Raw genomic sequence first — 18,500 nt, forward strand, 5'->3', positions numbered from 1 at the left:
TTACAAAAGCGCTTTCGCCGGGTGGACGCGCGCAGGCGCCCGCCCACCCCGGGGAAGCAACCGACCATTGTAAGCGGGGGAAAAGGCCCGCCCGGAGCGGGCGGGCAAGGCCCTAAGCGGCCTGGGTTTGCTTGACAGCGGGCGTCTGGCGGTACTTTTCCAGCAAGACCGTCCATTGCTGGCGGGCCGCCTGCAGATGGCGTGCCTTGACGTGGCCAAAGCCGCGGATTTGCTCGGGAACGCGGGCAAAGGCGGCCGCGGCGTCCCGGTTGCCTGCGCCCAGGCTGGGCAGCAGGGACTCGATGGCGGCACGGTACTCGCCAATCAGGGCCCGCTCCTCACGGCGCTCGGCGGTGTAGCCAAACACATCCAGCGCCGTGCCACGCAGCACCTTGAGCGGTGCCAACAGGCCGAACGCCGCACGCATCCAGCCGCCAAAGCGCATCTTCTGCAGCTCGCCCAGGTCATTCTTGCGGGCCAGCAGGGGCGGCGCCAGGTGGTAGGCCAGCTTGAAGTCGCCCTCAAACATGCCCTCTACCTTGGCGCGGAAGGCCGCGTCGGTGTGCAGGCGTGCCACCTCGTATTCGTCCTTGTAGGCCATGAGCTTGAACAGGTAGCGCGCCACAGCCTCGGCCAGCGGCAGCTTGTCGCCACCCACCGAGGCCGCTTCGGCAGCACGCACCTTGGCCACAAAATCGGCATAGCTCTGCGCGTAGGCCGCGTTCTGGTAGCCGGTCAAAAACTCCACACGCTTGCGCACCAGCACGTCCAGCGACTGCGGGCTGCGCGGGGTGAAAGCGATGACCTGGCCCGGGTTGAGGGCGCGCTGCACTGCCGGCCAGTCCACCGCTGCACGGCGGCCCCACTCAAAGGCGGTCTTGTTGTTGGCCACGGCCACGGCATTGAGCTCGATGGCGCGCATCAACGAGGCCAGTCCCAGCGGGATCCAGCCCTTTTGCCAGGCGTAGCCCAGCATCATGGGGTTGGTGTAGATGCTGTCGCCCATGAGCTGGGTGGCGACGGCGTCGGCGTTGAACAGGCCCAGGTTCGCCTCGCCCACGGTCTTGGCGATGTCGGCCACGCACTGCTCGCCGGGGTTGGCCCAGTTGGCGTTCTTCACAAAGGCCGCCGTGGGCGCGCTGTTGGCGTTGAGCGCCACATGGGTGCGCCCCGGGCGCATGCGCACCAGGGTTTCCTTGCCCGCCACCACGATGGGGTCGCAGCCCAGCACCAGGTCGGCCGAAGCCGTGCCCACGCGGGTGGTGCGGATGGCGTCCTGGCTGGCGCCTATAAGCACATGGCTCCAGGTGGCGCCACCCTTTTGCGCCAGGCCACCGGCGTCCTGGGTCACGATGCCCTTGCCTTCGATGTGGGCGGCCACGCCCAGCAACTGGCCGATGGTGATGACGCCTGTACCGCCCACGCCGGCGACGATGGTGCCCCAGACGCCGCCCATCGCGGTGGCCAGCTCGGGCAGTTGCGGCTCGGGCAAGGCCGGCCAGGAGGCGGCCTGCGATTCACCCGCCTTGGGTTTGGCGGCCTTTTTCAGGCTGCCACCTTCCACCGTCACAAAGCTGGGGCAGAAGCCCTTGACGCAGGAGAAGTCCTTGTTGCAACTGCTCTGGTTGATCTGGCGCTTGCGGCCGAACTCGGTCTCCAGCGGCTCCACGCTCATGCAGTTGCTTTGCACGCTGCAGTCGCCGCAGCCTTCGCAGACCAGCTCGTTGATGACCACGCGCTTGGCCGGGTCCACCAGGCTGCCGCGCTTGCGGCGGCGGCGCTTCTCCGTCGCACAGGTCTGGTCGTAAATGATGACCGTGGTGCCCTTGATCTCGCGGAACTCGCGCTGGATGCGGTCCAGCTCGTCGCGGTGCTCGATGGCAATGCCCTCGGGCAGACCCACCACGTCGTCGTATTTCTCGGGCTCGTCCGTCACTACTACTATTTTGATAGCGCCTTCCGCACGCATGCTCTGGGCGATCTGCACCACGGAGTGTCCTTCGGGGCGCTCGCCCACCTGCTGGCCACCGGTCATGGCCACGGCGTCGTTGTAGAGGATCTTGTAGGTGATGTTGACACCTGCGGCGATGCTCTGGCGCACCGCCAGCAGGCCGCTGTGAAAGTAGGTGCCGTCGCCCAGGTTGGCAAAGATGTGCTTCTCGTGGGTGAACGGCTGCTGACCCACCCAGGGCACGCCCTCGCCGCCCATCTGCGTGAAGCCGTCTGTGCTGCGGTCCATCCAGATGGTCATGAAGTGGCAGCCAATGCCTGCCATGGCGCGCGAGCCCTCGGGCACGCGGGTGCTGGTGTTGTGCGGGCAGCCCGAGCAGAACCAGGGTTGGCGGTCGGCGCCCTTGGTGCCGGCCAGCTCGATGGCGTGCATGGCGCGTTCCTTGGCTTCCAGAATCGCCATTTGCGCGTCGATGCGGGCGCTGGTGTCCGCGTCCAACCCCAGCTTCTTGATGCGCTGGGCAATGGCGCGCGCAATCAGCGCCGGCGACAGGTCCGCGTTGGCGCGCAAGAGCGTGTTGGCCGTGGGGTTGGGCATGGACCACTCGCCACCCGCACCGTAGTGGTCGGGCGTTTCCACCTCGTTGAACTTGCCCAGCACCGTGGGCCGCACGTCAGCGCGCCAGTTGTACAGCTCTTCCTTCAGTTGGTACTCGATGACCTGGCGCTTCTCTTCCACCACCAGAATCTCCTGCAGGCCGGTGGCGAACTCGCGGGTCAGCTGCGCCTCCAGCGGCCAGACCACACCCACCTTGTGCAGGCGGATGCCGATGCGCTGGCAGGTCGCGTCGTCCAGCCCCAGGTCCAGCAGGGCCTGGCGCGTGTCGTTATAGGCCTTGCCACTGGCGATGATGCCGAAGCGGTCGTGCTTGCCTTCGATGACGTTGTAGTTCAGCCGGTTGGCGCGGATGTAGGCCAGGGCCGCGTACCACTTGTAGTCCATGAGCCGGGCTTCCTGCTCCAGCGCATGGTCGGGCCAGCGAATATGCAGTCCGCCGGGCGGAATCTCGAAGTCGGCCGGCACACGGGTGATGACACGGTCGGGGTCGATCATCACCGTGGAGCTGGACTCGACGATCTCCTGGATCGTCTTCATGCCCGCCCACACGCCCGAGAAGCGGCTCATGGCAAAGGCGTGCAGCCCCAGGTCCAGGATTTCCTGCACATTGGCCGGGAAGAACACCGGCGTGCCACAGGCCTTGAAGATGTGGTCGCTCTGGTGCGCGGCAGTGCTGCTCTTGGAAATGTGGTCATCACCGGCTACGGCAATCACGCCGCCCCAGGGCGTGGTGCCCGCCATGTTGGCGTGCTTGAAGACGTCGGAGCAGCGGTCCACGCCCGGGCCCTTGCCGTACCAGATGCCGAAGACGCCGTCGTATTTGTTGGTGCCGGGCGGGGCAAAGCCCAGCTGCTGGGTGCCCCACAGCGCGGTGGCGGCCAGCTCTTCGTTCACGCCGGGCTGGAAGTGGATGTGGTGGGCCTGTAGATACTTCTCGGCCTTGACCAGGGACTGGTCATAGGTGCCCAGCGGGGAGCCGCGGTAGCCGCTGATGAAACCGGCGGTGTTCTTGCCCTGGCGCTGGTCGCGCACGCGCTGCAGCATGGGCAGCTTGACCAGGGCTTGCACCCCGCTCATGAAGGCACGGCCGTAGTCCAGTGCGTATTTGTCGTCGAGGGTGACCGTGTCCAGCGCCGTGCGGATGTGCTCGGGCAGATCCCGGTTGAGGGGTGCATTCATGATGCGTGTCTCCGTTATGGTTGTGCGCAAAGTGTAGGCGTCTGGCCCGGATATGTCTTTGCTTTCTTTGCCTTCAAATGGGGTTTCAAAGAATGAATCTTTCTCCATAATGTGACTTATGGAAACACTTGACCGATTTGACCTCGCCATCCTGAAAGAGTTGCAGGATGATGGCCGCCTGAGCAATGCCGAGCTGGCCACCCGGGTGGGCCTGAGTGCGGCGCCCTGCTGGCGCCGCGTCAAGGCACTGGAGGAAAACGGCTTCATCACCGGCTACCGCGCCGAGATCAACCGCCACAAGATGGGCCTGGGCGTGCTGGCCTTTGTACGGCTGGACGCCAACCGCAACAGCGGCGATGTGCTGCACGGGCTGGAACAGGCCATCCGCGAGCTGCCCGAGGTCATCAGCTGCCACTACATCAGTGGCACCGGCACCTTCGAGCTGCAGGTGGTGAGCCGCGACCTCAACACCTTCAGCCAATTCGCGCGCGAGGTGCTGATCAACCTGCCCAATGTGAAGGACCTGCACACCAGCTTCTCGCTGGGCGAGGTGAAGGCCAGCAGCGCCCTGCCGCTGGGCCATTTGCAGCCCCAGCCCACCGCCACCACCCCACCCCGGAGCCGACCATGAACCGCCGCCACGCCCTGGTTTTTGCATCATTTTGGCCTCTAGCCCTCGTCGAATATGCGCGAGCAGCTCCTGATTCGATAGCAAACGGAGGGCCCCTGCCGCTGCGCAACCTGCTCATCGAGGTGCGCCAGGTGCAGTCTGACGAGAGCCAGCGCGCCGGCGTGGAGCTGGCCAACCGGCCCGGGCTGCAGATGAACCAGTCGCGCAACAGCGGCACGGCCACGCAGCAGGCGCTGGTGCTCAACGGCCGCCCGGTACGCCTGATGCTGCAAACCACCACGCCCATCCGCCTGCTGCAAGGCTTTGTGCGCAACGGCCGCGTGGTCACCACCGTGGGCACGGTGCTGCTGGAAGCGGGCACCGGCTTCAGCGCCACGCCGCGCTGGGACGGCGGGACGCAGGTGGAGCTGGAACTGGCTGCGCAGCAGGCGCTACGCTCCGGCAATGCCGTGCCGGGGGCGCAGGCGAATGCAGGGACCAGCAGTGTGTTGGCGCTGCCGCTGGACGAATGGACCACGGTGGGGGAGTCCGAACAAAGCAACCAGTCCAGCAATAGCGGACTGACCGGCGCACAGCAGCAGAGTGGGCAGACCCGCACCGAGGTGCAGGTGCGCGTTACGCTGCGCTAGCGATCCACTGCGCGTGGTAGGTCGGCAAGCCGCGCACCGGCGCGGCCTCCACCGGCGCAAGTGCCGAGGTGGCGGCTGCCGCCGGGTTCCCCCAGCGCGCCAGCAGCCAGGCGCCCCGCGCCGTGCCCTCCATGGCGTCATGGCTGGCCAGGCAGCGTGCCTGCGGCAATAAGGCCTGCAGCAGCGCCAGGTACAGGGCGTTCTGGGCCAGCGGCCCTTCCAGCACCACCGTGCGTGGCAGGGCCACGCCGTCCCAGAGCCGGTCCACCAACCAGGCGGTGGTCTGGGCGCAGTACAGCGCAGCCAGGGCCGCGCGCTGACCGGGCGGTAGAGCGACTGACAGCGGCTTGCCATCGCGCACGACCTGCCCCTGCCGCCCCATGAAGGGACCACCGTGTTCGGCAAACGAGGGCGTGGCCATCGTGGCCGAATCCACCAGTGCCTGCAAGTCGTCCAGCGTGCCAGCATCGGGCGCCGCCCCGTCCAACAGTGCGGCAAACTCGCGCCCGCCCATGAAGCGCGCCGTCGGCGTGGCGCGGCCCAGCACATCCACATTGGCCAGCATGTCGCGCTCGGCCTGCAGGCTGGCGGTGGGCGCACCGGGTGCCATCAACACGGTCCAGGTACCGGAGGACACCACGGTCAGGGCGGATGCCACTGCCACCGACGCATCGAGGTAGCGCGCCAGACAGGCATTGCTGTCGTGCACGCCCACATGCACCTCGCAGTGCGCGGGCAGGCCCCAGCCAGCCGCTATCTCCGCGCGCACCGGGCCCAGAACTTCCCAGGCCGAGCGCAGCGGGGCGAACAGCGAGGCCCAGCCCCTGGCCTGGGCCAGTGCGGAAAAGTCCCCTTCCTGCGGGCGCCACAAATGCGTGTGGCAGCCCAGGGATGAGGCTTCGCTGGCCGCCACGCCACTCAGCCGCCAGGCCCAGTACTGCGCATAGGGCAGCAGGCAGCGCGTGCGCCGCCAGGCATCCAGATGCAGGTTCTGCAGGTAGAAGAGCTGGCGCGCCGCGTTCAGGCCTGCGGGCAAGTCGGGCGACAGCGTGTGGGCAAAGCCGTCCGAGGCCGCGACAAAGGCATTGGCGAGCAGCGGGTGGCCGGCCAGCAGGTCATATTCGTAGTCCACCGGGTCCCAGGCCAGCCCCTGCTCCCCCAGCGCCACCAGCGCGGCACCATGGGTGGAGGTGATGACGCGGCTGCAGCACGCGGTGTGCACGCAGCCACGCAGGGTCTGCGCCATCCAGTCTTCCAGACCGTGCACATCCAGCGCAGGGTAGCCCAGCGCCGACGGTACCGATGCGTTGGTGCGCCCGAAGCGCTCCAGCACCGCGCCCTGCCCGTCCACCATGAGCAGCTTGGCGTGGCTTTTGCCGATGTCGATGACCAGCGTGAGTTCGTCGTTCACCGCCAGACCCTCAGTCCATGTGGAACATGCAGGGCAGCGGCTCGGCCACGGGCGAGCCGTCCGGGTTGGCGCGCATGATGTCGGCCATATGGGCCCACCAGCGCTGCATCACCGGGTGCTGCGGCAAGGCGTCCATGGTGTGACCCGGCAGGCGGCGCAGCACAGCGAACAGCACGTGGTGCTCCTCGTCCAGGTAGATGCTGTAGTCGCGCACGCCGGCCTGTGTCAGCAGGGTGCTGAGTTCGGGCCAGATCTCGTCGTGCCGCTTTTTGTATTCGGCCACGCAGCCGGGGTTGAGAAACATGCGAAACGCAGTTTTCTCGGTCGCCACAGCGGTACTCATGCGCGGGCTCCCTGGCGGCGGAAGAAGCGCGGCAACACCATGGAGATGATGAGCAGCACACCGATCACCATGCTCATGACGATGCCAGTGACGTTGGCCATGCCCATGGCAAAGGTGAACAGGCCCAGCAGCAGCACGGCCAGCATGGTGCCCACGATGCTGCCGCGCCCGCCCTCAATCGCCACGCCACCCAGAATCACCATGGTGATGGCGTCCAGCTCCCAGCCCATGGCGATATTGGGGCGGGTGCTGCCAATGCGGCCGGTCAGCATCAATGCCGCCAGCGCCGCCATGAGACCAGCAAATACGAACAAGGCCATGCGGTAGCGGTCCACCTCGATGCCCGAGAAGCGCGCCGCCACCGGGTTGGCGCCAATCGCATAGAGGCGCCGGCCGGGCACGGTACGGTGCAGTAGTACGCCAACCACGATGGCACCCACCAGCAGGATGGCGAACTCGATGGGCACGGTGAGCCAGCGCACGCCGATCACCTCGCCCACATAGCTGTTGCCCAGCGTGGAAAACACCTCGGGGTAGCCCGAGATGGCCTGGTCGCCCAGCGCCACCAGGGCCAGGCCGCGGTACAGCGACAGCGTGCCAATGGTGACCACGATGGAAGGCAGCTTGTAGCGCGTGACCAGGATGCCATTGATGGCGCCGGCCACAGCGCCGGTGGCAAAAGCCGCCAGCGTCATGCCCAGAGGGCCGGCACCGGCCTTCATGGCATAACCCATCGCCAGCGAACACAGGGCCAATATGGCCGCAATCGACAGGTCAATCTCGCCGGTGATGATGAGCAGGGCCAGGGCCAGCGCGAGGATGCCCTTCTCGCTGAAATTGAAGGTGCTGTCGGCCAGCGCATCGGGCGTCATGAAGCCCGGCTGCGCGATACCAAACACCACCAGCAGCACAACCAGCAGGGCCAGCAGCACGCGCTCCCATGTGTTCCAGGCCTTCATGCTGCGGCTCCTTGGGCGGTCGTGCTTGTCATCGCTTTATGTTCCAGAATCTGGCGCCCTGCGCGCCGCTCGGCACGGGCATTCACCGTCACCGAAATCAAAATCACGGCACCGGCAATCGCCTGCTGCCAGAACGGCGAGACCTGGATCACCGGCAGCGCGCCGTTGACCACGCCGATGAACAGCACACCGAGCGCCGCGCCCAAGACCGTGCCCACGCCGCCGCCAATGCTCACGCCGCCAATCACGCAGGCCGCCACCACGGTCAGCTCGTAGCCGGCAGCCAGCTCGGTGTAGGCGATGGAATAGCGCCCCACCCACAGTAGCCCGGCCAGACCGGCCAGCATGCCCGACAGCGTGTAAACCATCATGAGGCGCTTGTTGGCCGAAATGCCCACATAGGCCGCTGCATGCGGGTTGCCGCCCAGTGCGTAGATCTCGCGGCCTTCGCGGCGCAGCTTGAGGAACACGGCAGTCAGCGCGAGTACGGCCAGCGCAAACCACACCAGCGCAGGCAGCCCCAGCCACACTTCGCGCGGCAGGCCCTTGATGACGGGGTGGATGTCCTGGTCGGACACCCAGGCGCCCTTGCTGGCCACAAAGATTGCACCACGGTAGGCCGACAGCGTACCCAGCGTAACCACGATGGGCGGCAGCTCGAAGCGCGTGATCAGCCAGCCGTTCACGGTACCCAGCAGCGCCCCCACGCCCAAGGCGAGAGCCAGCAACACGGGCACCGAGGCACCCGGCCAGGCCTTGCCGATGAGGGCGCACACCATGCCGGTGAGCGCCAGATTGGAGGCCACGGAGAGGTCAATGCCACGGGTCAGCAGCACCAGCATCTGGCCCATCACCAAGATGGCCAGGATGGCCGAGTCATTGGCAATGTCCAGACCGTTGCGCCAGGTCAGGAACACGGGCGCGCGGGCGCCCACGGCCAGTGCAATGGCCACAATGATGGCCAGGAGTAGCCATTCGCGGCGAATCGATTTCAGGGAGTTCATGCTGCAAGTGCCTCCTGCGCGGTGGCGGGTTCGGCGGCACAGGCCACCGGCACCGCGGCCAGGCCCGAGGCCGCGGCCACGATCTGTTCTGCGTGCGCGTGTGCACGGTCAAATTCCGCCACCTGCACGCCACGGCGCATGACGATGGTGCGGTGCGCGAGGTGCATCACCTCGGGCAGCTCGCTAGACACGAGAATCACGGCCAAGCCCTGCTCCACCATCTCGGCAATGAGCTGGTAGACGGCCTGCTTGGCCCCCACGTCGATGCCCTTGGTGGGCTCATCCAGAATCACGATGCGCGGGTCCAGCCCCAGCCACTTGGCGATCACCACCTTCTGCTGGTTGCCGCCCGACAGGCCGGACAACAGGGTGTCGGGTGAATGGGTCTTGATGCGCAGACGTTCAATCATGCGCTGGCACAGCGCCGACTCGCGCACCTTGGACAGCCACACGCCACGCGCAAAACGCGAGAGGCCCGCCAGGCTGATGTTGTGCTCCACCGAAAAGCCCAGAATGCCGCCTTGGCGCTGGCGCTCTTCGGGCACATAGGCAATGCCGGCGACAATCGCGTCACCGGGGCGGCGCGCGTGCAGAGTCTGGCCACAGACCGTGAACTCGCCTTGCGCTGCCGGGTTCAGGCCCATGAGGGCCAGCATGGCCTCGCTGCGGCCCGAGCCCACCAGGCCGTAGAAGCCCAGAATCTCGCCGCGACGCAACTCGAAAGCCACGTTGTTGAATTCCGTGGGGTGCGACAGGTTCTTCACCGTCATCACCACTTCACCGGGAACAGAAGCAATGTGCGGGTAAATCTGGTCGATGGCGCGTCCGGCCATGAGCTTGACCAGTTCCTGCTCGGTCGCATCCGCAATGGCGCCGTTGCCCACGGCGGCACCATCGCGCAGCACCACATAGCGGTCGGCCACTGCAAAGATTTCATCAAACTTGTGGGTGATAAAGATCACGCCCACGCCCTGGTCGCGCAGCTGGCGCACGATGCCATAGAAGTCGCGGATCTCGGCCTGCGAGAGCGCGGCGGTGGGTTCGTCAAGGATGACGACCAGGGCCTTTTGCGACAGGGCCCGCGCAATCTCCACCAGGTGTCGCTCGGCCAGGCTCAGGTCCTTGACCAGAGTGATCGCCTTGAAGCGCGCACCGATCTGGTCCAGCACGGCCTGGGCCTGCGTGTTCATGGCCGACCAGTCGATGAAGGGGCCGCGCATCAGGTGGCGGCCCACGTAAATGTTCTCGGCCACGCTGAGTTCTTCGAACATCACCGTTTCCTGGTGCACCGCCAGAATGCCGGCGGCCTGCGAGGCCTGCGCATTGGCAAAGCGCTGCGCCACACCATTGAGCGTGATCACGCCCTCGTCCACCGGCACCACGCCGGTCAGCATCTTCACCAGCGTGGACTTGCCCGCGCCGTTCTCGCCCACCAGGGCCAGCACTTCTCCGGCCCGCAAATCCAGGTCCACCCCGCGCAGCGCATGGGTTGCGCCATAGCGCTTGTGGATGGTGCGCAGACTCAGCAATACATCAGACATGATGAGAATCCAACATTCCAAAAAATAGGGGCCACCCCACCCTGGCAGGGTTGCCCCGTCGACTGTGGCTGCCGGCGCCCGAAGGCGCTGGCGCACCCTGCTGCATCAGAAGAACTTGGCGAACTTCTCGACGTTGGAGGCATCGTACGTGAAGGGCTCGGACATGGCGGCTTCGCCATTGGCGTCCAGTGTCACGGTGCCGACTCGGCCAAGGGACACCTTGTCGCCGGCCTTGCCGGTGACCTTGCCGGAGATGAACTGGCTGGCCGCATAGATGGACGAGTAGCCCAGGTCGATGGGGTTCCAGATGGCGAAGGACTTGACCGCGCCGCTCTTCACGTGGCCGGCCATCTCGGAGGGCAGACCCAGACCGGTCACATAGATCGCGCCGACCTTCTTTTCGTCCTGCACGGCCTTGGCCGCAGCAGCCACGCCCACGGTGGTGGGGGCGATGATGGCCTTCAGGTTGGGGTAGCTCTTGAACAGGCCCTGGGCTTCGCGGTAGCTCTTGTCGGTCTGGTCGTCACCGTAGACCACGCTGACCAGCTTGAGGCCCTTGTAGGCGGGCTGGGCCAGCACCTTCTTGGCCTCCTCGATCCAGATGTTCTGGTTGGTGGCCTGTGCGGTGGCAGACAGCACGGCCACTTCACCGGTGGCGCCGATGGCGTCGGCCGTCATCTTCACCAGCTTCTCGCCGATCAGCGGGTTGCTGGAGGGGTTCAGGTGCATCAGGCGGCCGTCCTTGCGCACGCCGGAGTCAAACGAGAGGACCTTGATGCCACGGTCCATGGCGCGCTTGAGCACGGGGGCCAGGGCGTCGGGGTCGTTGGCGGAGATGACGATGGCGGAGACCTTTTGCGCAATCAGCGAGTTGACGATTTCGATCTGGCCTTCGGCCGTCGCCTTGGCGGGGCCGGTGTAGATGATCTCGACATTCTTGAGCTCCTTGGCGGCCTCTTGCGCGCCCTGGTTGGCGGCGTCAAAGAAGCCGTTGCCCAGACTCTTCACCACCAGGGCGATCTTGTCGGCCGCAAAGGCGGGGCTGACCAGTGCCGCGCTCAGGGCCACCGCCAGCAGGGTTTTGAGTTGTTTCTTCATGCTTGTCTCCTGGAATTGTTAGAAGGAAAAATTGGCCCTAAGGCCGGTCTCGATACCGGCTGCACACACCAGGGTCTGGTGGTGTGAACCGGGTTCGATGGGGAAAGCCCACATGCCCATGCACGTACGCTCAAACAATGCCGCTGCTGGGGCCGCTGGCCGGGCGGATGGCCGCCATCTGCTTGCGGTATCCACTGGCTCGGTAGGCCGCCACCGGGTCGGCGGCGCCGCCGGCGTCGATGCGGATTTTTTGCAGCAGCGGCGTCACATCGGTGTGGAAGGCCTGCTTCAGGGTCTGCGCGGCCATCAGCACATCGTTGCTGTCCTGGTAGGCGGTCAGCGCCTTGCGGTCCACCAGCAGGGCCTGGGCATAGCAGCGCTGCACGGTCACGGCGCTGGTCATCAGGCTCTCAATCGGGTCGGTCACGTTGTGCGACTGGTCCAGCATGTAGGCGGGGTCGAAGCCGGCGGCACCGGTTTGCGCCGCGTCCACCAGTTCGTTGAACACCAGGAACAGCTGGAAGGGGTTGATGGAGCCGCTGTCCAGATCGTCGTCCCCGTATTTGCTGTCGTTGAAGTGGAAGCCGGCCAGCTTTTGGGCATGCACCAGGCGCGCCACAATCATCTCGATGTTGGTGTTGGGCGCGTGGTGACCCAGGTCCACCAGGCAGCGCGCCTTGGGCCCCAGGGTTTGCGCGGCCAGCAGGCTGCTGCCCCAGTCCTGGATCACCGTGGCGTAGAAGGCGGGCTCAAACATCTTGTGTTCGAGGAACATGCGCCAGTCGGCGGGCAGCGCGTCATAGATCTGGCGGTTGCTGTCCAGGTAGCGCTCGAACTGGCGGCGGAAGTGGCTTTGGCCCGGGAAGTTGGCACCGTCGCCAATCCACACGGTCAGCGCCTTGCTGCCCAGCTGCTTGCCAATCTCGATGCACTCCAGGTTGTGCGCCACGGCCTGGGCGCGTACGGCGGCGTCGGCATGGGTCAGGCTGCCAAACTTGTACGACAGCGGCTGGTCTTTCTGGTCCGAGAAGGTGTTGGAGTTGACGGCATCAAAGCCCACGCCGTTCGCTTCGGCGTGCTGGCGCAGCTCCTTGTAGTCGCTCACCTTGTCCCAGGGGAAATGGGGCGATACGGTGGGGGTGCAGCGCACCAGCTGCTGGATCACACCGCAGTCCTGGATCTTGTCGAACACATGGCGCGGCTCGCCCAGACCGGGGAAGCGTGCAAAGCGCGTACCGCCCGTACCCACTCCCCAGCTGGGCACGGCCACTGCAAATTGCGCCACCTGGGCCTTGAGGACCGCAATGTCCACGCCGCGGCGGGCCAGTTGCTCGCCCAGGGTTTCATAGTCCAGATTCACACGCGAGGCAGCTTGAGCGTTGTGCTCGGCAATCAAGCCGGTGTTGATCAGTTGTGTCATGTCTGTCTCTCAGATTCTTTCGGTGCCGGCTCAGCGGGGGAACGCGGCCAGGTTGCCGGCGTCCACATTGAGGATGTTGCCGGTGGATTTGGCTGCGAGTTCGCTGGCCAGGAAGTAGGTGGCTTCGGCAATGTCTTCGGGGAAGACGCTGCGCTTGAGCATGGAGCGGTCGCGGTAGAAGGCTTCGAGTTCTTCCTCACTCACCTTGTTGGCCGCGGCACGTTCCTGGCTCCAGGTACCGGTCCAGATTTTGCTGCCACGGATCACGGCATCGGGGTTCACCACATTGCAGCGAATGCCCAAGGGCGCGCCTTCCAGCGCAAAGCTGCGGGACAGCTGAATCTCGGCCGCCTTGGCCGCGCAGTAGGCCACGGCCTGGTTGCTGGCCACCATCCCGTTCTTGCTGGCGATGAACACCATGGAGCCGCCCACGGCCTGCGCCTTCATCAGGCGGAAGGCTTCGCGGCCGACGAGGAAGTAGCCCGTGGCCAGAATGCTCTGGTTGCGGTTCCACAGCGCCAGCGTGGTGTCTTCCAGAGGCGAGGCAGAGGCAATGCCTGCATTCGATACCAGAATGTCCACGCCACCGTATTCGATGGCAGTGCGGGCATAGGCCGCAATCACCGACTCTTCGCTGGTCACGTCGCAGACCACACCGCGCACCACGTCCTTGCCAAACTTCTTCGAGAGTTCGGCCACGGTGCTGTTGAGCGCCTCGGCGTCAATGTCCAGCAGCACGGCACACACGCCTTCCTGCAGCTGGCGCTCCACGATGGCGCGGCCAATGCCACCGGCACCGCCGGTGACCAGGGCCACCTTGCCCACCAGGGGCTTGGCCTTGGGCATGCGCTGCAGCTTGGCCTCCTCGAGCAGCCAGTACTCGATGTCAAACGCCTCCTGCTCGGGCAGACCCACATAGGTGTCGATGGCGCTGGCGTCGCGCATCACGTTGATGGCGTTCACATAGAACTCGCCGGCAATGCGGGCCGTGGCTTTGTCCTTGGCGATGGAGACCATGCCGATGCGGGGCAGCAGGATGATGACGGGATTCGGGTCGCGCAGCGCCGGGCTGTTGGCGCGCTTGCAGCGCTCGTAGTAGGCGGTGTAGTCGGCACGGTAGTCGGCCAGCTTGCTGGCGATGGCCTTGGAGAGTTCGGCCCCGTCCAGCTGGTAGACCGATTCGTCCAGGATCAGCGGCTTGATCTTGGTGCGCAGAAAGTGATCGGGGCAGGAGGTGCCAAGGGCGGCCAAACTCTCGAGCTGCTGGCTGTTGACGAACTCCATCACCACGTCCTGGCGATCCACATGCAGCAGCTTGTGGCCACTCTGCGAGGCCTGGCCGCGCAGCACTGGCAGCACACGGGCCAGCACGGCGTCCTGGTCGGCAGCTTCCAGCGACACCACCTTGGCACCACCAAAGGGCACCGCCTTTCGGGCCTGGGCTTGGGCAGCCAACCAGGTTTGCGCCTGCTCGATGACCGCCACGGTGTTCTCGTAGCAGCTGCGGGAGTCGTCGCCCCAGGTGAACAGGCCGTGGCCACCGAGCACCAGGCCCTTGAGGCCAGGGTGGGCTGCGACATAGCGTTGCAGTTGCAGTCCCAGCTCGTAGCCGGGCCGGCGCCAGGGCAGCCAGCCAATGGTGCCCTGGAAGGCTTCTTGCGTAATGGCTTCGCTCTTGGCCATGGCCGCGATGGCAATCACCGAGTCCGGGTGCATATGGTCCACATGCGCAAACGGAAGGTAGGCATGCAGGGGCGTGTCGATGCTGGCAGCGCGCGGGTTCAGGTTGAAGGTGCAGTGCGGCAGGTAGCCCACCATCTCGTCCTCATGCTCGGGGCCGCGATAAATGCCTTGCAGCGCATTGAGCTTGTCCATGTACAGCGTGGAGAAGCCGTCCAGCTTCATGGAGCCCACGTCACCGCCGGAGCCCTTGACCCACAGCACCGACACGTCCTGGCCGGTCAGCGGGTCCTTCTGGGTAATCTTGGCGGAGGTGTTGCCGCCACCATAGTTGGTGATGCGCAGGTCGGAGCCGAGCAGGTTGGAGCGGTAGAGCAGCAGGTTGGGCTGGTCGAGTTTGGCGGCGTGGTCCGGGTTCCAGACAGGAAACGGGACGGGTTGGGAGCGAGTGGTCATGTGCGGTGCAGTTACGAAGAATTGGTGTGACTGTAGACAGGCAGAGCTATAGGCACAACGCAGACTTTTTTATGAAATTCATCAGAATTTCTGATGAATGGCTAGAATCCGCCCCACACCCTACCGACACCGCCGATCCACACCGGAATGCAGAGCCGCCACATGCCAAACCGCTAGGGAAAACACTGATGAAACCCCGCACCACCGCCCCCAAGCCAGCGCGCAAAGTCCTAGGGAAATCCCGTGGTGCCCCGGCGACTCCCAGCGAAACGCCGGGCGGCAAGCGCGACCACCGGCTCAAGAATCTCACGCTGCGCCAGTTGCGCCTGTTTGAAGCCGTGGCCACGCAGCTGAGCTACTCGCGCGCCGCCGAGCTGATGAACGTAACCCAGCCCGCCGTGTCCATGCAGGTGCAGCAACTGGAAGCCGAGCTGGGCCTGCAACTGCTGGTGAAGGCGGGCAAGAAGGTCAGCCTGAGCCAGGCTGGCGAGGAAATGCTGCGCCAGGCGCGCCGCATCCTCAATCAGGTGACAATGGCGGAGGACGCGCTGGGCGCCTTCCACGACACCGAGGGCGGCCGTGGCGGCCTGCTGCACCTGGGCGTGGTGTCCTCGGCGCATTACTTTGCGCCGGCGCTGCTGATGGCATTTGCCGAGCATTGGCCGGGCGTGAAGTTCAAGCTCACGGTGGACCGGCGCGAGACCATCCTGGCCATGCTGCAGGACCACCAGCTGGACGTGGCGATTGCCGGCTATCCGCCGTCCGAGGCCGATGTGGAAGCCGAAACCTTTGCGCAGAACCCCCACTGCATCGTCGCGGCCGCCGACCACCCGCTGGCACGCAAGCGCCGCGTGCACTGGGACGCGCTGCGCGACGAACCCTTCATCTTCCGCGAGCCGGGCTCGGCCACGCGCCAGTTCTTTGACCATCTGCTGCAAGCCCAGTCCCTGCCGGTGCGCGTGACCATGGAGCTGTCAGGCAACGAAACCATCAAGCAGGCGGTGATGGCCGGCATGGGCATCAGCTTCCTATCGGCCCATACTTTCCAGGTGGAGATCGAGGCGGGCAAGCTGGCTGTGCTGCACATGGAAGACATGCCCAAGATGCTGGACTGGTGCCTGCTGCACCGGCGCGATTCGGCGCTGGCCGGCGTCAACGGTGCCTTCCGTGCATTTGTACTGGAGCACGGCTCGCGCTTGGTTCAATGCCGCATGTAACAAAAAAGGGGCCGTCAGGCCCCTTTTGATTGCATATGTAAGTCGGCGTTCAGCGCTGCAGCACGTCGCGGATCGTTGCGGCCAGTTCTTCTTCGACAAACTTGGCGATGTAGGCATCAGCCCCCACGCTCTTCACGTGGCTTTCGTTGGTCGCCCCCGTGAGGGAGGAATGGATGATGACGGGCACATGGCTGAAGCGGCCATCCTGCTTGATGTTGCGCGTGAGCGTGAAGCCGTCCATCTCGGGCATTTCCAGGTCGGTCAGCACCAAGGCAACCTTGTCCTTGATCGTCTTGCCCTCGGCAACCGCAGAGGCCTGCAAGGACTGCAGGCGCTCCCAAGCTTCCTTGCCGGTCTTGGTCATGAGGTAGGGCACATCCATGGTCTTGAGGCCCTTTTCAATCATCATGCGGGCCACGGCAGAATCGTCAGCCGCCAGGATGACCTGGCCGGGGCTCAGGCGCAGCTTGGGGATTCCCTTGGCGTCTTCTTCAACCTTCACTTCCTGCGGCATCACATCGCGCAGGATCTGCTCCACGTCCAGCACCTGGGCCAGGCGGGTGTTTTCGGCGGCGCCATCCAGGCGCGCAATGCTGGTCACCAGACCACCGCCGCTGTTCTCGGCCGACAGCACATGTTTCCATTCCAGGCGCACGATCTCATTGACTTCTTCCACCGCAAAGGCCTGCGTGGTGCGCGCAAACTCGGTCACCAGCAAGATCCCCAGGCCCTTGCTGGGCTTGCAACCCACCACCATGGGCAGGTTGATGACAGTGATCATCTGGCCGCGAATATTGGCCACGCCCATCACCTCCGGTGGCGAATTCACCATGGCGGTGATTTCGGGCATCACCAGGATCTCGCGCACCTTGAAGACGTTGATGCCGAACAGCTCGCGGCGCTCGGGGTTGTTGGCAGCCTCCCCCAGACGAAACAGAAGCAGCTCAAACATGCTGTTGGCCGCCAGATTTGTCCGCTCGTCAATCTCTTTCATTTCTTTGTTCATGGGGTCCGTCCTTGTTATTGAAGGCTTCGCGATGGCTGTAGCGGCATGGTAACGCCATCCGGCCTATTTCGGCCAGATCGCCCACATCTGTAACGGCTGGCGCAGACGCCCCGCCAGATCGCCGGCTTCGGCGCCCCAGCCGGCAAAATAGTCGGCCCGCACGGCGCCGGTGATGGCGCTGCCCGTGTCCTGCGCCAGCACCAGTTTCTGCAGGCTGGTCTGGGGCCCCGGCGACACCAGCCAGACCGGCGTGCCGTAGGGAATGCTGCCGGGGTCCACCGCGATGGAGCGCCCCGGCGTGAGCGCCACGCCCTGCGCACCGCGCGGGCCAAAGGCCGACTCCAGCTCGTTCAGGGTTTCTTCCTTGAAGAACACTACCCGCGGGTTGCTCCAGAGCAACTCCTGCTGGCGCCCCGGGTTTTGCGCCAGCCAGGCCTTGATGCCGGGCCAGGATGCGTCCTTGACCAGCCCCTGGTCCAGCAGCCAGCGGCCCACGCTGCGGTAAGGCTGGTCGTTGGTGCCGGCGTAGGCCAGCCGCACCCAGCGCTGGCTGCCGTCGGCCTGGGTCATGCGCACGCGGCCCGAGCCCTGGATCTGCAGCACCAGCGCATCCACCGGGTCCGCCATATAGGCAATGGCACGGCCCCGGAGCGCGGCCTGGGCCTCGGGCAGGGTGTCCATCTCCTGGCGGGTGTACCAGGGCTTGCGCTGGGCCAGATTGGCCGGCGGCCCGTACAAGGGAACAGAGAAACCCGGTGCGGGCACGCGGCTGGCCTCGATCACGGGTTCGAAGTAGCTGGTCAGCAAACCCGTGGACTCGCCCGGCGTGGCCTCGATGCGGTAGGCTTGGAGGCGCGCCTGCATCCACGCCAGCTGCTCCTCGGCGTTGCCAATGCTCAGGCGGCGGATCTCGGGACACAGGGCCGCCCAGGGGGCTTGGGGTTTCTCGCAGCTCTTGAGCCAGGCGTTCCAGGCCTCGAACAGGTTGTCGCTGCCCCAGCCCGGCAGCTCAGACCAGGCCACGGGCACCCAGGCGCCACGGGTCTGCATCACCGTGCCTTCCACGGGGGCCGGCGTAGCCGGACGCGCCGGGGTCGCTGGCGCCGGGCTGTAGACGGGTGCGCGCGTGGGCGCGACGCCGCAGCCCACCAGCGTTCCTACAATGCATAGACTTGCCACCACCCACCGACACATCCCCATGACACTGCTCTTGCTGGAGGCCCTTGGAGCCGGACTGATATTTGTCGCCATCATCTGGTGGACCATGTTCTCCGGACGCAACCGGGGCGAGCTTTCGCCCCAGGACGAAGACCCGGCGCGCAAGGAAGATTGAATTTCTGGCATTTTTTGGCGCCAG

The 18,500-nt window shown here is 65.4% G+C and carries 15 protein-coding genes; 4 read left to right on the forward strand and 11 right to left on the reverse strand.

Annotated elements, in window-relative coordinates; all coding sequences use genetic code 11:
* Positions 1-112: 112 nt before the first annotated feature.
* On the reverse strand, positions 113-3,748 hold the full coding sequence (locus AC1RNN_RS09180) for an indolepyruvate ferredoxin oxidoreductase family protein (RefSeq protein ID WP_493088362.1): 3,636 nt from the start codon (positions 3,746-3,748) through the stop codon (positions 113-115).
* A gap of 118 nt (positions 3,749-3,866) precedes the next feature.
* On the opposite strand from AC1RNN_RS09180, the gene AC1RNN_RS09185 reads away from it, so the two are divergent.
* Both AC1RNN_RS09185 and AC1RNN_RS09190 read left to right on the forward strand, forming a co-directional pair.
* Entirely contained in the window at positions 3,867-4,379 is a 513-nt protein-coding gene (locus tag AC1RNN_RS09185; RefSeq protein ID WP_493088364.1) for an Lrp/AsnC family transcriptional regulator, read from the forward strand.
* Positions 4,376-5,008, forward strand: coding sequence for a hypothetical protein (locus AC1RNN_RS09190; RefSeq protein WP_493088366.1), 633 nt, complete (start codon positions 4,376-4,378; stop codon positions 5,006-5,008). The genes AC1RNN_RS09185 and AC1RNN_RS09190 overlap by 4 nt, the downstream gene beginning before the upstream one ends.
* Here the strand turns inward: AC1RNN_RS09190 and AC1RNN_RS09195 are convergent.
* From AC1RNN_RS09195 to AC1RNN_RS09230, 8 genes are all read right to left on the reverse strand, one after another.
* On the reverse strand, positions 4,995-6,419 hold the full coding sequence (locus AC1RNN_RS09195) for an FGGY-family carbohydrate kinase (RefSeq protein WP_493088368.1): 1,425 nt from the start codon (positions 6,417-6,419) through the stop codon (positions 4,995-4,997). The two genes, AC1RNN_RS09190 and AC1RNN_RS09195, sit on opposite strands and share 14 nt — an antisense overlap.
* A gap of 10 nt (positions 6,420-6,429) precedes the next feature.
* Positions 6,430-6,762, reverse strand: coding sequence for an L-rhamnose mutarotase (gene rhaM / locus AC1RNN_RS09200; protein ID WP_493088370.1), 333 nt, complete (start codon positions 6,760-6,762; stop codon positions 6,430-6,432).
* Complete coding sequence (locus tag AC1RNN_RS09205; RefSeq protein ID WP_493088372.1) at positions 6,759-7,721, reverse strand: ABC transporter permease; 963 nt, start codon at positions 7,719-7,721, stop codon at positions 6,759-6,761. The genes rhaM and AC1RNN_RS09205 overlap by 4 nt, the downstream gene beginning before the upstream one ends.
* The gene (locus AC1RNN_RS09210) at positions 7,718-8,725 is read right to left on the reverse strand and encodes an ABC transporter permease (protein WP_493088374.1); all 1,008 of its coding nucleotides are present in this window, start codon (positions 8,723-8,725) and stop codon (positions 7,718-7,720) included. Before AC1RNN_RS09210 ends, AC1RNN_RS09205 begins: the two co-directional genes overlap by 4 nt.
* Positions 8,722-10,266 (reverse strand): sugar ABC transporter ATP-binding protein, encoded by a 1,545-nt coding sequence (locus AC1RNN_RS09215; RefSeq protein WP_493088376.1) that lies wholly within the window; start codon positions 10,264-10,266, stop codon positions 8,722-8,724. The genes AC1RNN_RS09210 and AC1RNN_RS09215 overlap by 4 nt, the downstream gene beginning before the upstream one ends.
* 105 nt (positions 10,267-10,371) lie before the next feature.
* Entirely contained in the window at positions 10,372-11,364 is a 993-nt protein-coding gene (rhaS, locus tag AC1RNN_RS09220; protein WP_493088378.1) for a rhamnose ABC transporter substrate-binding protein, read from the reverse strand.
* 130 nt (positions 11,365-11,494) lie between these two features.
* Positions 11,495-12,784, reverse strand: a complete 1,290-nt coding sequence (gene rhaI / locus AC1RNN_RS09225; protein WP_493088379.1) for an L-rhamnose catabolism isomerase — start codon at positions 12,782-12,784, stop codon at positions 11,495-11,497.
* Between the two features lie 30 nt (positions 12,785-12,814).
* On the reverse strand, positions 12,815-14,920 hold the full coding sequence (locus tag AC1RNN_RS09230) for a bifunctional rhamnulose-1-phosphate aldolase/short-chain dehydrogenase (RefSeq protein ID WP_493088381.1): 2,106 nt from the start codon (positions 14,918-14,920) through the stop codon (positions 12,815-12,817).
* A 188-nt stretch (positions 14,921-15,108) separates the two neighbouring features.
* On the opposite strand from AC1RNN_RS09230, the gene AC1RNN_RS09235 reads away from it, so the two are divergent.
* On the forward strand, positions 15,109-16,137 hold the full coding sequence (locus AC1RNN_RS09235; protein ID WP_493088383.1) for a LysR family transcriptional regulator: 1,029 nt from the start codon (positions 15,109-15,111) through the stop codon (positions 16,135-16,137).
* Between the two features lie 49 nt (positions 16,138-16,186).
* Here the strand turns inward: AC1RNN_RS09235 and AC1RNN_RS09240 are convergent, their stop codons facing one another.
* Both AC1RNN_RS09240 and mltA read right to left on the reverse strand, forming a co-directional pair.
* Entirely contained in the window at positions 16,187-17,143 is a 957-nt protein-coding gene (locus AC1RNN_RS09240; protein WP_493088385.1) for a chemotaxis protein, read from the reverse strand.
* A gap of 63 nt (positions 17,144-17,206) precedes the next feature.
* Complete coding sequence (gene mltA / locus AC1RNN_RS09245; protein WP_493088387.1) at positions 17,207-18,397, reverse strand: murein transglycosylase A; 1,191 nt, start codon at positions 18,395-18,397, stop codon at positions 17,207-17,209.
* Here mltA and AC1RNN_RS09250 point away from each other — a divergent pair.
* A complete protein-coding gene (locus AC1RNN_RS09250; RefSeq protein ID WP_493088389.1) occupies positions 18,342-18,476 on the forward strand; it encodes a hypothetical protein in 135 nt (44 codons plus the stop codon). The two genes, mltA and AC1RNN_RS09250, sit on opposite strands and share 56 nt — an antisense overlap.
* The last annotated feature ends 24 nt before the right edge of the window (positions 18,477-18,500 follow it).

The sequence above is a fragment of the Rhodoferax sp. GW822-FHT02D07 genome, from assembly GCF_058802405.1.